The organism is Rahnella aquatilis CIP 78.65 = ATCC 33071, from assembly GCF_000241955.1.
GTDB lineage: Bacteria > Pseudomonadota > Gammaproteobacteria > Enterobacterales > Enterobacteriaceae > Rahnella > Rahnella aquatilis.
The window spans coordinates 1,283,893-1,297,880 of record NC_016818.1; the positions used below are offsets into that span (position 1 = coordinate 1,283,893).

A 13,988-nucleotide genomic window follows, 5' to 3' on the forward strand; every position below is an offset into this window, starting at 1 on the left:
GAAAGGGGTAGACTTTTCCCTGCTTTCCGATTTTCAGAAAGCTTGTTTCCAAAAAACCACGTTATCCAGAGCCAACGCTATGCAGAGTGCAACAATGAGCACCACAAAACACAAAGGATTACTGGAACTGACGCGCACATTGCTGCTGCAACAGACCATGACATCGCTGCTGGAAACCCTGACTCAGGTGATTCAGACTGCCGGTATTGCGGAGGCCGTGACACTCGTATTGTTCGACAATAACAGCGAACGCGTCAGTTTTTATGGTATCGATCCCCACCATCAGCCGGTCAGTTACGAAGATGAAACGCTGCTGGCGACGGGCCCGGTGCATGCGCTGCTGAGCAATCCGAAAACGCAGGTCTGGCGCAGTGAAGCGCTGCATCTGCGCTATCCGCAACTGGCGGCGCTGAACCTGTATCCGGCGTTTACCGATTATTGTCTGGTGCCTTTGCTGGCTTCTTCCGGCTTGCTGGGCGGCTGCGAGTTTACCCGTCAGCATGCGACGCCGTTCAGTGAGGAAGACAGGAACGGTCTGTATGAGCTTTGCACGCTGGCTGCCATTGCGGTCGAACAGATCCAGCTACGTGAAAACGCCTTGCTTCAGCAATCCCTGCTGCGCCACGAGCGTGATGATTTCCGTATTCTGGTGGATATCACCAACGCCGTGCTGTCCAAACTGGATCTTGACGAACTGACCGGCGAAATTGCCAAAACTATTCACCATTTCTTCCACATCAACGCCATCAGCATTGTGTTGTGTGATGCCGATAAAGACAGCGAACAGGCCAGTGTTTACGCGACACATTACGTACAGACGCACGTCGCCGAGCGTGAACAGTCACGCATGACGCTCGACGGTTCACTGGAACAGCAGGTGATGAAATCCGGCGAAATGCTGCTGACCAACGTGCGTCCTGCCGGAGAGCCGGATGGTGATGAAAGCACGCTGTTCCAGCTTTTATGGCGCGATCAGACCAAAACTCTGTGCATTCTGCCGTTACGCTTTGGTCATAAAACGCTGGGTGTTCTGAAACTGGCACAGTGCCAGCCGGATAACTTCAATTCCGCTAACCTGCGGGTGTTGCAACAGATCGCCGAACGCATTGCGATTGCCGTGGATAACGCGCTGGCCTATCAGGAAATTAAGAGCCTGAAGGAAAAGCTGCAACACGAAAACCTGTATCTCACCGAGCAGATCAACAGCAATAACCCGGATTTCAGCGACATTGTCGGGCGCAGTTCCAGCATGTCGGCGGTACTGAAACAGGTTGAGATCGTGGCGAAAAGCGACTGTTCGGTGCTGATCCTCGGTGAAACCGGCACCGGGAAAGAGCTGATTGCCCGTGCGATCCATAATCTGGGTGATCGCCGTGACCAGCGCATGGTGAAAATGAACTGCGCAGCCATGCCTGCCGGATTGATGGAAAGTGATTTGTTCGGCCATGAAAAAGGTTCGTTTACCGGTGCCACCGCGCAACGGATGGGCCGCTTCGAACTGGCTGACAAAGGCACGTTATTTCTCGATGAAGTGGGTGAAATCCCCATTGAACTGCAACCGAAGCTGCTGCGCATTTTGCAGGAGCAGGAGTTCGAGCGCGTTGGTGGCAATAAACTGATTTCGGTGGATGTACGGATGATAGCGGCAACTAACCGCGATTTACGTCAGATGGTGGAGGATAAAGAATTTCGCAGTGACCTGTATTACCGGCTGAATGTGTTCCCGATAGTCATCCCGCCGTTGCGTGAACGCCCTGAAGACATTCCGCAACTGGTGAAATTCCTGACCTATAAAATCGCCAAACGCATGAAACGCACCATCGACAGTATTCCCGCCGAGACCTTGCGTTTATTAAGCCGGATGCCGTGGCCGGGTAACGTGCGCGAGCTTGAAAATGTTATTGAACGCGCTGTGCTGCTGACCCGCGGAACGGTGCTGGATTTACAACTTCCTGAACTCAATTATCCGTTGCCGGTGTCTCAGCCGGAGAGGATGACGCCCGCACCTGATAGTGCGCCCGCTCCGCATTTGAGTGAGGAAGACGAGCGCGAACATATTCTTCAGGTACTTAAGGAGACCAACGGCGTGGTCGCCGGTCCGCGTGGTGCGGCGCAACGTCTGGGGTTAAAACGCACGACGCTGTTATCGAGAATGAAGAAACTGGGTATTGCCGCGCATTAACCGAATCAGACTGCTTTTACCGCACCGGACAATGAAATATGGCCGATGCGGTAATGCTGCCCGCCGCCTGCCAGCGGGTTTCTCCCCGCCGTAAAATGTATTTTCTTCCAGTTTGTCGTGTCCCAGGCGGTGACGTCGATCAGTCTGTCATTTACGGTTTCTTCAGGTAATGGCGCAAGATCACTGAACGGTGCGATGTCCGTTATCTCTCTTTTGGCGTAAACCGCTTGTGCGACATCATCACTCATTCTTGCTGACAGCACAGGATAAACCCGGATCTGCGGCCAGCCGAAGGCGTTGGCGACGCCCTGAAAACCCGCTCCTGAAATGAACCGGTTCATGCCTGACACGTCCTGCCACAAATAAAACGGCGCGTAGATATTTTCTGCACTGCCGGTTTGCGGGCAGTCACGTCGGGAATAGAGATACGTTTTGAAAATAAGCCCCGCAAAGCCATCCGTCCGATATCCGTTATCGGCAATGCGCTTTTCAATAATGCCCATGTCGTAATCTGCGGGCAGCGTAAAACTGTATTGCATGGCAATCATCAGGCGGCTCCCTGTGGAATTCTGAACATTTCGCCGTAACTGAACGACCAGTCTTCCGGCCGGGTAAAACTGACCACCACCATCACATCAGCCTGAGAAATGCCCAGCGTGAGGTGTAGCTTTTCGGCCAGATGCCGGAACAGTTGCTGTTTCTGGTAGCTGTTACGCGGTTTCCCCGCCGTAATGTGAAACAGCAAAAAATCGTCTGAACGCCGGTCATTTTCGCCAGCTAAATAGGTCGGACTGATCACCCGCTGGCGGCGGCCTGCCGGTTCGAATAACTGAAAACAATCCTCTTTGGGCACGGAAAAGTGATCAACCAGCGCTTCCTGCAATATGGCTGAAATGGCGTCCTGCCAGGCATCCGCGCGGTGAGCAGGTAAAGATATTCGGGTAAAAGGCATTGTCAGTTCCTCCGGTTACTGGTTACTGACCATTGAGAGCGGCGAAGCGGGTCAGGGCAGACGCGGCGGCGGGCCATCCGGCATAAAACGCCAGATGGGTGATCACTTCCGCAAGCTCGGCATGCGTGACACCGTTGCTGACCGCCAGATCCAGATGAAAAGGCAGTTGTTCAACGCGACTGAGGGCAATCAGTGCGGCAACAGTGATCAGGCTGCGGTCACGCGCAGGCAGTTCGTTTCGTTTCCACAGATCGCCGAACAGCACCTGTTCCGTCAGTTCTGCAAATTTGGGCGTCAGACGCGACATGCTATCCAGTGTCTGCGTTTGGGAAGAGGTCGTGCTCATATCAGGCTCCTTTTTGTCGGTGTGAAAAGGAGCATAAGAGGTTATGATTATCCTGAATATCGAAAATATCAGCAGTGTTAATCCATAAAAACAGGATGATTAAGCATGGCGAAAAGACCGGTCACTTTTGATTCAGAAGCCTTGCGCAGTTTTGTTACCGGCATTGAGCTGGGGAGTTTTGTGCTGGCCGCTGACCGGCTGGGGCGCTCAACGTCTGCCGTCAGCGCACAGCTGAAAAAGCTGGAACAACAGGCGGGCACGGAGCTGGTGCAGAAATCCGGACGGCACCTGAGCCTGACCGGACGCGGCGAAGTGATGCTGAGTTATGCGCGGCGGATCCTCAGCCTGAATGATGAGGCCAGCGCCGTGCTGCTTGCCAGCGCGCTGAGTGGCAGCCTGAATCTGGGAATGCAGGAGGATTTCGGCGAAACCCTGTTACCGGCCATTCTTGGCACATTCACCCGCGCGCATCCGCAGGTGCAGGTTTCCGCCAGCATTACCCGCAATCAGCAACTGCTGGACGGGATCCGCCATAACGAGTTTGATCTGGCGGTGTGCTGGCAGGCCGATGAAACGCCACTTTTCCCGTCGAGCCGGTCGCTCGGGCGTATACCGCTGCGCTGGATTGGCCCTGAAAATTTCGACCTGAAGCATTATCAGGAAACCGGCGAACCGGTGCCTTTACTGGTGTTCGAAGCGCCGTGCCTGATGCGTAACGCTGCGACGACGGCGCTGGATAATGCCGGTATTGCCTGGCGGATAGCCTTCACCAGCCGCAGTCTGAGCGGGATCTGGGCGGCAATGTCGGCGGGATTAGGCATCACCGTGCGCACAGATTTCGGTAAACCCGCCGTAGTACGAATATTGAATGAATTGCCCGCGCCGGGTGAGGTGGGGATCAGCCTTCATCAAAGCCTGACGCCCCCTGGCGAGGCGGCCGCCAGCCTGAGAGAGGCGATTATCAGCTTCTTCACGCCGCGGCACTGAGTCGCTGTGATTATTTTTTAGCCGGTTGCTGGCGGTAGTGTTCCAGACGCTCGCGAAAATAGGCGCGCAGATGCTCCGGCTGCTCCATTTCCACTTCATCTGCATTCACCGGCAGATTATTGCGTTCACGCACCGCCACCGTTCCGGCGGCCAGACCGGCGCTCACTTTATCCATTTCTTCTTTACTCAGACCTGCGAGAGTTTTGTTCATGGTGTCTCCTTGGATATGTTCAGTTGCTCCGGAAGGGGAGGGTTATGTTAACTCACTCCCGACCAATGTCCTTAACATGCCGTCTGCACAGTATTTTTCCAGCAGGGCAATGTCGACTTTTTGATGAGCGGTTGAAATAAAACGGGCAAGAGTCGTGGGATCATCTTCGCCCCAGATAAAAACCCTCTCCGGGCTATAAAAAGCATGTTCTTTAATTGATCCATTATTGGTAATCAGTTTTTTATTAAAAGCCATGGCTTCGAGTGCGCGTAAAGTTAAACCACGCTGGCCCGGTTTGTTAATTTCCAGAACGATATCCGAATTCATCAGCTTTTCAATATTCTGCTGATAGGTCAGTTTTTCATTGATGCAGAAGCGGGGATAACGTGGGTTTTGTGCGCCACCGCCTACCAGATAAAAATCTGGCTGACAGTGACTTTCCAGCAACAGCGGCGCCAAATTCTCAATAAGCGCAGCGCGGTCATCGTCGTAGCCGCCCACATAAAAGCAGGATCCGGACTCAGCGGTATGGCGGGTGTCAGAGGGCTGGTGAGCAATTTCACTACGGGTGAAAGGTAAAAACTGGTTCACGTACGAAAGATGATATTGCTTACAATCTTCCGGATCGAAGCTGTAAATGACGTCAAAAGTAGAACGGACTCTGTCCAGATAGTTTTCGTCTTCAGAAAGCAATTTCAGACGACGTCTTTTTGATGTCAGCGCAGCCACGGAGTCACGCAAGACGAGTATTTTTTTGCATTTGAGAAGGGAAAGTAAATCCAGTATCAGAAAAGCACTGTAGCCGTTACAAATGATGACATCGTTTTCCCGTACATGGCGGAACTTGATGGCAATCTGAAGTTTCTGATGCCAGTGTCTGAGACACTTTCCTGGCAGTAATGCATGCAGTGATTTGAAATGCTGTTTAACGTTATAGATTGCATGCACATTAAATTCGTTTTTGAGTGTCGACGTCATCATCCTTTCGTATTCTGAGTTCCACTCGATGAAATGTATTTTTGTCTGTGCCGAAAGTTTGTTTGCCATTGCTCCTCCCTTTTGCCCCGCAGTTTAGCATTCCCGGCGGCCAAAAAGTTTTGCTCCCTTCGATGACGACGACCCGATTTCACCACCGGCTTACAAAATCGGCAAAAACAGGCCATTATTTAACCTTCACTTGTCCGGAACGGAGCCTGAAGATGACCCGAATGACAGCGAAAGATTTCCCGCCTGAACTCCTCGAATATTTTGATTTTTACGTGCACGGCAAAATGACCAAACGTGAGTTTCTTGATCTCTCGGCGAAGTTTGTGGCGGGCGGATTGTCGCTGGCTGCGCTGACGACGCTGATGACGCCAAATTATGCCTACGCCGAACAGGTACCCTTCACCGATCCGGATATTGTGGCGCAATACATTCAGTATCCGTCGCCGCAGGGGCACGGCAGCGTGAAGGGCTATCTGGTGCGTCCGGCCAAAGTGACCGGCAAAGTGCCTGGCGTGGTGGTGGTGCATGAAAATCGCGGACTGAATCCGTATATCGAAGATGTCGCACGGCGGGTGGCAAAAGCCGGATTTGTCGCGCTGGCGCCGGACGGACTGAGTTCGGTCGGCGGTTATCCGGGCAATGATGAGAAAGGGCGCGAGCTGCAAAAACAAGTCGATCCAACCAAACTGATGAACGACTTTTTTGCAGCGGTGGAATTTCTGATGCACCACGAGACCGGCACCGGCAAAGTCGGCATCACCGGTTTCTGTTACGGTGGTGGCGTGGCGAATGCGGCTGCGGTGGCTTACCCGGAACTGGCGGCCGCCGTGCCGTTCTACGGACGCCAGCCGAAAGCGGAAGATGTGCCGCACATCAAAGCGCCGTTATTGTTGCATTATGCTGAACTGGATAAGCCGATTACCGAAGGCTGGCCTGCATATGAAGCGGCGCTGAAGGCCAATAATAAAGTTTATGAAGCGCATATTTACCCCGGCGTGAATCACGGGTTTCATAACGATTCGACGCCGCGTTATGACAAAGCGGCGGCGGATTTAGCGTGGGAAAGAACCCTTGCCTGGTTTAAAAAGTACCTCGGGCCGCAGACAGAAAGCGCATAAAAGAAAAGGGCAGGATCGCAAAATCCTGCCCTTTTTGTTTTTCAGCCGCCCGTCAGGATTTCAGAATGCCATCGAAATCCGCGGCATCATGGCGCTCTTCCAGCTGTTCATCACCCCAGGTACGATTGACAATGCGTCCGCGTTTGACTGCCGGACGGTTTGCCACTTCAGCCGCCCAGCGCTGGAAGTGCTTATAGGATTCGATGTCGAGGAATTTGGCCGACTCGTACAGACCGCCCTGCGCCAGGCTGCCGTACCAGGTGAAAATGGCGATATCGGCAATGGTGTATTCTTCACCGGCAATAAAACGGTGCTCAGCAAGCTGACGGTCTAATACGTCGAGCTGGCGTTTGGCTTCCATGGTAAAGCGGTTAATGGCGTATTCGATTTTAACCGGTGCGTAATGGTAGAAATGGCCGAAACCGCCGCCAAGATACGGCGCGGAACCTTGCAGCCAGAACAACCAGTTCAGGGTTTCGGTGCGACCGGCGAGGTCTTTGGGCAGGAATTGGCCAAATTTTTCCGCCAGATAGAGCAGGATGTTGCCGGATTCAAATACGCGCACCGGCGGTGTAGTGGAGTTGTCCAGCAATGCCGGGATTTTCGAGTTCGGGTTAACGTCAACAAAGCCGCTGGAGAACTGATCGCCTTCGTTGATGCGGATAATAAATGCATCGTATTCCGCACCGCTGATGCCCAGCGCCAGTAACTCTTCCAGCAGGATCGTCACTTTCTGGCCGTTCGGCGTGCCAAGGGAATAAAGCTGAAGCGGGTGTTTACCCACCGGCAGCGTTTTTTCGTGCGTCGGGCCCGCTATCGGGCGGTTGATGTTCGAGAACTTGCTGACTTCATCTTTATTCCAGGTCCAGACTTCAGGGGGCTGATACTGTTCTGACATTGCAATCTCCGCATCTTTTTTTGAGTTAAGACCCAAAAGTTTAGCAGGAGATAATCAATGGCGACGCTGAGAATGTGCCCTTGGCGGGCGGCTAGCTGGCAGTGTGATACAACCCTTTGCGCTTCCATTTCACATCGGCCACCGACTGGCCGGTGTGAATTTTTCCCTGTAACAGCAGATTAAATTTCGCGCCGGTGGCCCGTGTCAGGCGGCTTTGCAGAATATACACGGCCTCACTGCCCAGCTCGCGGCAGGGTAAAAGCATGGACGTAAAGTTCATCGGCGTGAGGGTTTTCAGGTCATGCTCGAAATCCATGCTGATCAGCGAAATATCTTCCGGCACCTGAAGGCCGCGCGCCGTCAGGGCTTCCAGGGTGGCGTGGGCAATGGGCGTACTGCCGCAAATAATCGCCGACGGCAGCGATTCATGCGTATGTTCGCGCAGGTATTTTTCAAAACTTTCCCGCGCCAGTTCTTTACCATTGCCGTGATTTATCAGCAAATGCGTGGCTTCGTCGAAAACGATGTGATGTTCCAGGCAGGCACGTTTAAAGCCGTCCAGCCGCTGCATCATGGTTTCACGGCGCAGATCGGTGAACAGTAAAACCGGGCGATGGCCCTTGAGAAACAGGAAATTTGCCGCGCTGTAGCCCAGGGAATAATGGTCTGCGGATACGCAATCGAGGCGCATTTCACGGTCTTTGGCATTGACCATCACCACCGGCTTATTGGATTCTGCGGCCAGGCGATAAAGCATCACGTCATCAATACCGATGATGATGATCCCGTCGGCATCCGACTGATGCAGCGCCTGCATAAAGACGGCAATATCCGGATCATTCACCTCAAGCGCACATTTGCGGATATGAATATCGAAGCGCGCCACTTCCGCCGTTATTTGCTGAATTACTTCATAATAGTAGAGATCTTCATACGGAGAAAAAGCCGCCGGAGGCGCGCAAATTAACAGAGAATTCATTAACAGACGACTGGCAGGAATGTCGCGCAAAATACCCATATTTCGCGCATGGGTAAATACTTTTTCTTTTGCCTGCGGGCTGACATTTGCTTTCCCTGCCAGCACACGGGAAACGGTGCTTGGAGATAGCCCGGTTAACTCTGCTATTTGCCTGATTTTTAATTTTCCCGTCATTTTGTGATCAACGCCTCATAAGAAGATGGACTTATTGCCACGGTTAACTGATTGTAATTAATGAGCTATTCCCCATCATAACAAAACTCACCGGCCACACTGCAATTCCTGTCACAAATAGCGGTTGTTGGAAAAAAAAGCCGTTACTACTCTCCTCAATAACAGCGCTGAAGAATAAAAACTGTATTTCGTCACACTGAATTTTTAATAAATTCAGCAAGGTGACGCACACCGTTCGGTTTAAAACGAGGAGTAAGATAATGCTGAAAATAGCTATTATTGGAACGGGTAATATTTCGCATAACCATATTCAGGGATATTTAGAGTTTGCAGACCGTTGCCAGATTGTGGCACTGGTCGATATTTATCCTGAAAAGGCCGAAGAGAAAAAACGGCATTACGGCCTCACGCATGCAAAGGTTTATGCCAGCCATCACGACATTCTCCATGACGCGTATATCGATATTGTTGACGTTTGTACGCCGCCGTATGTCCATGCCGAAATTTCCATTAATGCCCTGAATGCGGGCAAACATGTGTTGTGCGAAAAACCTATGGCAGCATCGTTACAGGAATGCGATGCCATGATAAGTGCTGCAAAAGAGAGCGGCAAAACGCTTTCAATTATTGCGCAAAACCGTTTTACCGACGCGTTCTGGCGGCTGAAAAAAGTGCTCGATTCCGGCGAAACCGGCAAGGTGTGCCACGCGCAGGTGGATTCTTTCTGGTGGCGCGGCCATTCCTATTACGATTTGTGGTGGCGCGGCACCTGGGAAAAAGAGGCGGGTGGCTGCACGCTCAATCATGCCGTTCACCACATTGACGCCATTCAGTGGATGCTCGGTTTCCCCTCAGAAGTGGTCTCGATGATCACCAATGCCGCGCACGATAATGCTGAAGTGGAAGATCTCTCGGCGGCCATTTTCAAATACGACACCGGCGCACTGACCCAGCTGACGGCATCGGTGGTGCATCATGGCGAAGATCAGAAAATTGTCATCCAGGGCGAGAAAGCGCGAATTTCCGCCCCATGGGACAAATTCGCCAGCATTTCTGCGCCGAACGGTTTTCCGATTGATGCACGAGATACGGATCGTGAAAACCAGCTTGAAGACATTTATCAGTCGATCCCAAAACTCACTTATACCCTGCATACCGGTCAGATTGACAATTTTCTGACGGCACTGGAAACCGGCAGCGCGCCGTTGATCGATGGCATTCAGGGTAAGCGTTCGCTGGAACTGATCGCCGCAATTTATAAATCCGCTATCACCCGCAGCATAGTGTCACTGCCGTTGTCGCCGGAAGATGCGTTTTATCAGACCGGCGGGCTGGTTTCGCAGGCACCACACTTTTATGAAAAATCCGCATCGGTGGAAAACTTCGCCAATGAAGACGCGATCCCGCTCGGCAAAAACATGGATAAAGGAGCCTGAACATGAGCAATAAAGACGGAATGAACTACGCGCCGGTGGGCAAACCGCAGCCGGTAGTGAAACCCGGTGAATTCGTGATTGCTGCCGCAGCATTGGATCACGGGCATATCTACGGCATGTGTAACGGGTTGATCGAGGCGGGGGCCAGCCTGAAATGGGTTTACGATGCGGATCCGGCAAAAGTAGAGAAATTCGTGGCGCAGTATCCGCAGGTTAAGGTCGCTGACTCCCTGCAGACTGTTCTTGATGACCAGGCAGTACAACTGGTCGCCGGTGCGGGCATTCCGTCCGAACGCTGCGCGCTGGGGCTGAAAGTGATGGCGGCCGGGAAAGATTATTTCACCGACAAAGCGCCGCTGACCACGCTGGAGCAACTGGCGCAAGCAAAGGCCAGAGTGGCCGAAACCGGGCGCAAATATGCCGTGTATTACAGCGAACGCCTGCATGTGGAAAGCGCTGTTTTTGCCGGGCAACTGGTGCAGGAAGGAGCCATCGGACGCGTGATCCAGACCCTTGGTACCGGCCCGCACCGGGAGGGCGAAGGGCGTCCGGACTGGTTCTACGAGAGAGAGCGTTTCGGCGGCATTTTGTGTGATATCGGCAGCCATCAGATAGAACAATTCCTGTTCTATACCGGCAACCATGATGCACGTGTTGTGGCGGCTCAGGCCCTTAATTTCAATCACCCGCAATATCCGCGTTTCGAAGATTTTGGTGACACGATGCTGGAAGGCGAAAACGGTGCCCGTGGGTATTTCCGCTGCGACTGGTTCACGCCGGAAGGGCTGAGCACCTGGGGCGATGGTCGTCTGACGCTGCTCGGCACCGAAGGTTATATCGAGATCCGCAAATATGTCGATCTCACGCGCGGTGAGCAGGATGTGGTGTATCTGGTGAATCAGCATGGTGAGTTCCGTTATCCGGTTTCCGGCAACGTCGGCTTTCCGTTCTTTGGTCAGCTGATCCTGGACTGCCTGAACCGCACCGAATACGCCATGACCCAGGACCATGCGTTTAAAGCCGCCGAGTTGTGCGTCCGCGCGCAGATGCTGGCAAACGGAACCCACTAAACGGGAGCAGAAGATGAAAACACTTCAGGTTGCGGTGATCGGTTGCGGATCTATCCATACCTGCCATGTGGCGGCGATCCGGCATGAACCGGACTGTCAGTTACGGGCGATTGCTGAGTGCGATATTGGCAAAGGCCGGGCGCTGGCGCAGGAATATGGCTGTGATTTTTATACGGATTATCACGAAATGTTGTGTGATCCGCAGATTGATGTGGTGCATATCTGTCTGCCGCATCATCTGCACAAAGAGGCTATTCTCGCCGCGCTGGCGGCGGGAAAGCATGTTTTTACCGAGAAACCGCTCGCGCTGAATATCGGCGAAGCGAATGCCATTAAACTCGCGGCGTCACAGGCGGCGGGGCTGACGGGCGTGTGCTACCAGAACCGCCTGAACCCTTCCAGTCAGAAAATTAAAACGCTGCTGGAAAGCGGACAACTGGGCAACATGCTGAGCATCAAAGCCGTTCTGACCTGGTCACGCAGCGGTGCTTATTACAGCGAAAGCCTGTGGCGCGGGCGTTTTTCCACCGAAGGCGGCAGCCTGCTGATCAACCAGGCGATACATACGCTGGATTTAATGCAGTGGTTTGGCGGCGGTGTTCTCGCGCTGAAAGGCGTGGTGGAAAGAACGTTTCTCAGTGATCTGACTGAAAATGAAGACACCGCAATGGCCAGCCTGAAAATGGGCAACGGCGCGCGCGGATTGTTTTACGCAACAAACTGCCACAGCACCGATTCGCCGTTGCTGCTGGAAATTCATTGTCAGAAAGGAGTGTTGCAGTTGCATCACAACGCGCTGTGGCTGATTGAAGGAGAAAATAAAACACTGCTGGTCAGCGATGGCAGCCCGTCAGGAGCAACCAAAAGCTACTGGGGCGACAGCCATCGTCAGGCAGTCTCGAATTTCTATTATTCTGTTCGTCATCCTGAAGAAAAAAATTATATCTCTGTTTCACAAGCCGAAGTTTCCCTGAATATTGTCGGGGCGATTTACCGCTCTTCACAATCCGGGGAATGGATCACACTGGCTGATTAAATAATTTTAATAATAACCCTACATTCACAGGATAATAATAATGAAACCTACTGAACGCAGAGTGGGTTACGGCACAGCTATAGGCTATGGCGTAACTGATTTATTTGGCGGCGGTGCATTCGCTGTTATCGGTACCTGGCTTTTATTCTTCTATACCGTGTATTGCGGATTAACCGTTTTAGAAGCGGGATCTATTTTCGCAATTGCCCGTGTGATTGACGCCATATTAAGTCCGATCATGGGTTATATCACCGATCACTTCGGCAATACATGGCTCGGAAAACGGTTTGGCCGCCGACGGTTTTTCCTGCTGATCAGTTCGCCGCTGATGTTCCTGTATGCGCTGGTCTGGGTAAAGGACATGGGCTACTGGTATTATCTTGGCACGTATTTGTCGATTGAATTACTCTCGGCGATGGTGCTGGTGCCATGGGAAACGCTGGCCGCAGAGATGACCAACCGCTTCGGCGAACGTACCCGTCTTGCCGGTGTGCGTATGATCTGCTCGCAGCTCGGCGGTTTTCTGGCGGTCTCTGTGCCGGGCGTGATCATGATGTATACCGGTAAAGATAATCCGATGACGTATACTTATACTGGCATCTTCTTCGCCACGGTATTTTGTATCGCAGTCTTCACCACATGGCTGTGTACCTGGGAAGCCAAAGACGTGCGGGATCCGAATGAGCCGGAACCGGAAATGGAAACCGGCGGCAGCCTGTGGCATCATCTGAAAAGTCTGGTTTTAGATTTTATCTCATCCTTTAATATCCGCATGTTCCGCCAGCACATTATTATTTATATTGCTTCCTTCACCGCGATGGACGTATTCGGAGCTGTGTTTACTTATTATGTGGTTTATGGCCTGAATCAGGATGTGGGATCGGTTTCCGGTTATTTAAGCGTTGCGGCCTTTGTTTCGGTGCCATCGACGATTGTTTATATGATGGTGATGGAACGTCTGAACCTTTCGCCATCGGCTGCGCTGCGCATAGCCTATGGATGCATATTTTTTGTGCTGGCCGTTCTGTTTTATATTTACATCACTAAAACCTCAGTGCCATTAATTCTCTTTACCTCCCTATTTGTTGTCTTAGGTTTCGGTCGTTCAGGGCTTTATTATATCCCGTGGAATATTTACAGCTTTATTCCGGACATCGACGAGATCGTTACCAAAAAACGCCGCGAGGGGATCTTTGCCGGTGTGATGGTGTTTACCCGTAAAAGTACCGTCGCGATAGCCATTATGGTGATTGGGCTGGTGCTGGAAGAAAGTGGATTTGTGAAAGGGCAGGGCGCTCAGCCACTCAGCGCCTTACACGCCATCATCGGCCTGATGATCTTCGCCACTGGCGCGTTGCTGGCGATCAGTTTCTATATGACGTTCAAATTCAAACTGACGCGGGATACGCACAAAATTCTGATCAAAGAAACGGCGCGTCTGAAGCTGGGTGGTGCTCAGGAAGACTGTGATGAAACCGCGCGTAAGGTGATTAAAGATCTGACCGGTTACGAATACAACGAAGTCTGGGGCGGAAGCGCGACACGTAAAACCACGAGGGAAAAGTTAGCGATTGAGTAATCCGTAACCTGCGGGCAGCAACCGGGCCCGCAG

The 13,988-nt window shown here is 52.3% G+C and carries 14 protein-coding genes; 7 read left to right on the plus strand and 7 right to left on the minus strand.

Annotated elements, in window-relative coordinates:
* The first annotated feature begins 94 nt into the window (after positions 1-94).
* Complete coding sequence (flhA, locus tag RAHAQ2_RS05975) at positions 95-2,182, plus strand: formate hydrogenlyase transcriptional activator FlhA (protein ID WP_414811652.1); 2,088 nt, start codon at positions 95-97, stop codon at positions 2,180-2,182.
* Between the two features lie 5 nt (positions 2,183-2,187).
* Here flhA and RAHAQ2_RS05980 read toward each other — a convergent pair whose 3' ends face one another.
* From RAHAQ2_RS05980 to RAHAQ2_RS05990, 3 genes are read right to left on the minus strand one after another with little or no spacing between them, the layout of a single operon-like run.
* Positions 2,188-2,730: a DUF4865 family protein gene (locus RAHAQ2_RS05980; protein WP_015696373.1), complete on the minus strand. Its 543-nt coding sequence runs from the start codon at positions 2,728-2,730 to the stop codon at positions 2,188-2,190.
* Positions 2,730-3,134, minus strand: coding sequence for a tautomerase family protein (locus RAHAQ2_RS05985; protein WP_015696374.1), 405 nt, complete (start codon positions 3,132-3,134; stop codon positions 2,730-2,732). Before RAHAQ2_RS05985 ends, RAHAQ2_RS05980 begins: the two co-directional genes overlap by 1 nt.
* Positions 3,135-3,156: 22 nt before the next feature.
* Positions 3,157-3,480 (minus strand): carboxymuconolactone decarboxylase family protein, encoded by a 324-nt coding sequence (locus RAHAQ2_RS05990; protein WP_015696375.1) that lies wholly within the window; start codon positions 3,478-3,480, stop codon positions 3,157-3,159.
* Between the two features lie 105 nt (positions 3,481-3,585).
* Here RAHAQ2_RS05990 and RAHAQ2_RS05995 point away from each other — a divergent pair, with 105 nt between their 5' ends.
* Positions 3,586-4,467: a LysR substrate-binding domain-containing protein gene (locus RAHAQ2_RS05995; protein ID WP_015696376.1), complete on the plus strand. Its 882-nt coding sequence runs from the start codon at positions 3,586-3,588 to the stop codon at positions 4,465-4,467.
* Positions 4,468-4,477: 10 nt separating this feature from the next.
* Here RAHAQ2_RS05995 and RAHAQ2_RS06000 read toward each other — a convergent pair whose 3' ends face one another.
* Together RAHAQ2_RS06000 and RAHAQ2_RS06005 are read right to left on the minus strand one after the other, a co-directional pair.
* Positions 4,478-4,678, minus strand: a complete 201-nt coding sequence (locus tag RAHAQ2_RS06000; protein WP_015696377.1) for a DNA polymerase III subunit theta — start codon at positions 4,676-4,678, stop codon at positions 4,478-4,480.
* A 42-nt stretch (positions 4,679-4,720) separates the two neighbouring features.
* Positions 4,721-5,725: a WaaS/CpsH family glycosyltransferase gene (locus tag RAHAQ2_RS06005; RefSeq protein WP_015696378.1), complete on the minus strand. Its 1,005-nt coding sequence runs from the start codon at positions 5,723-5,725 to the stop codon at positions 4,721-4,723.
* Positions 5,726-5,877: 152 nt separating this feature from the next.
* Between RAHAQ2_RS06005 and yghX the strand changes: the two genes are divergently transcribed.
* Complete coding sequence (gene yghX, locus RAHAQ2_RS06010; RefSeq protein WP_015696379.1) at positions 5,878-6,783, plus strand: YghX family hydrolase; 906 nt, start codon at positions 5,878-5,880, stop codon at positions 6,781-6,783.
* Positions 6,784-6,835: 52 nt separating this feature from the next.
* Here the strand turns inward: yghX and yghU are convergent, their stop codons facing one another.
* Both yghU and RAHAQ2_RS06020 read right to left on the minus strand, forming a co-directional pair.
* Positions 6,836-7,681 (minus strand): glutathione-dependent disulfide-bond oxidoreductase, encoded by an 846-nt coding sequence (gene yghU, locus RAHAQ2_RS06015; RefSeq protein WP_015696380.1) that lies wholly within the window; start codon positions 7,679-7,681, stop codon positions 6,836-6,838.
* A gap of 91 nt (positions 7,682-7,772) precedes the next feature.
* Positions 7,773-8,834 (minus strand): LacI family DNA-binding transcriptional regulator, encoded by a 1,062-nt coding sequence (locus tag RAHAQ2_RS06020; protein ID WP_015696381.1) that lies wholly within the window; start codon positions 8,832-8,834, stop codon positions 7,773-7,775.
* A gap of 260 nt (positions 8,835-9,094) precedes the next feature.
* Here RAHAQ2_RS06020 and RAHAQ2_RS06025 point away from each other — a divergent pair, with 260 nt between their 5' ends.
* The 4 genes from RAHAQ2_RS06025 to RAHAQ2_RS06040 are packed head-to-tail and all read left to right on the plus strand — an operon-like array spanning position 9,095 to position 13,955.
* Positions 9,095-10,270 (plus strand): Gfo/Idh/MocA family protein, encoded by a 1,176-nt coding sequence (locus RAHAQ2_RS06025; protein WP_015696382.1) that lies wholly within the window; start codon positions 9,095-9,097, stop codon positions 10,268-10,270.
* Between the two features lie 2 nt (positions 10,271-10,272).
* Positions 10,273-11,340 (plus strand): Gfo/Idh/MocA family protein, encoded by a 1,068-nt coding sequence (locus RAHAQ2_RS06030; protein WP_015696383.1) that lies wholly within the window; start codon positions 10,273-10,275, stop codon positions 11,338-11,340.
* A gap of 13 nt (positions 11,341-11,353) precedes the next feature.
* Positions 11,354-12,376 carry a Gfo/Idh/MocA family protein gene (locus tag RAHAQ2_RS06035; protein WP_015696384.1) on the plus strand — a complete coding sequence of 341 codons (1,023 nt, stop codon included), beginning with the start codon at positions 11,354-11,356 and terminating at the stop codon, positions 12,374-12,376.
* Positions 12,377-12,416: 40 nt separating this feature from the next.
* A complete protein-coding gene (locus RAHAQ2_RS06040) occupies positions 12,417-13,955 on the plus strand; it encodes an MFS transporter (RefSeq protein WP_015696385.1) in 1,539 nt (512 codons plus the stop codon).
* The last annotated feature ends 33 nt before the right edge of the window (positions 13,956-13,988 follow it).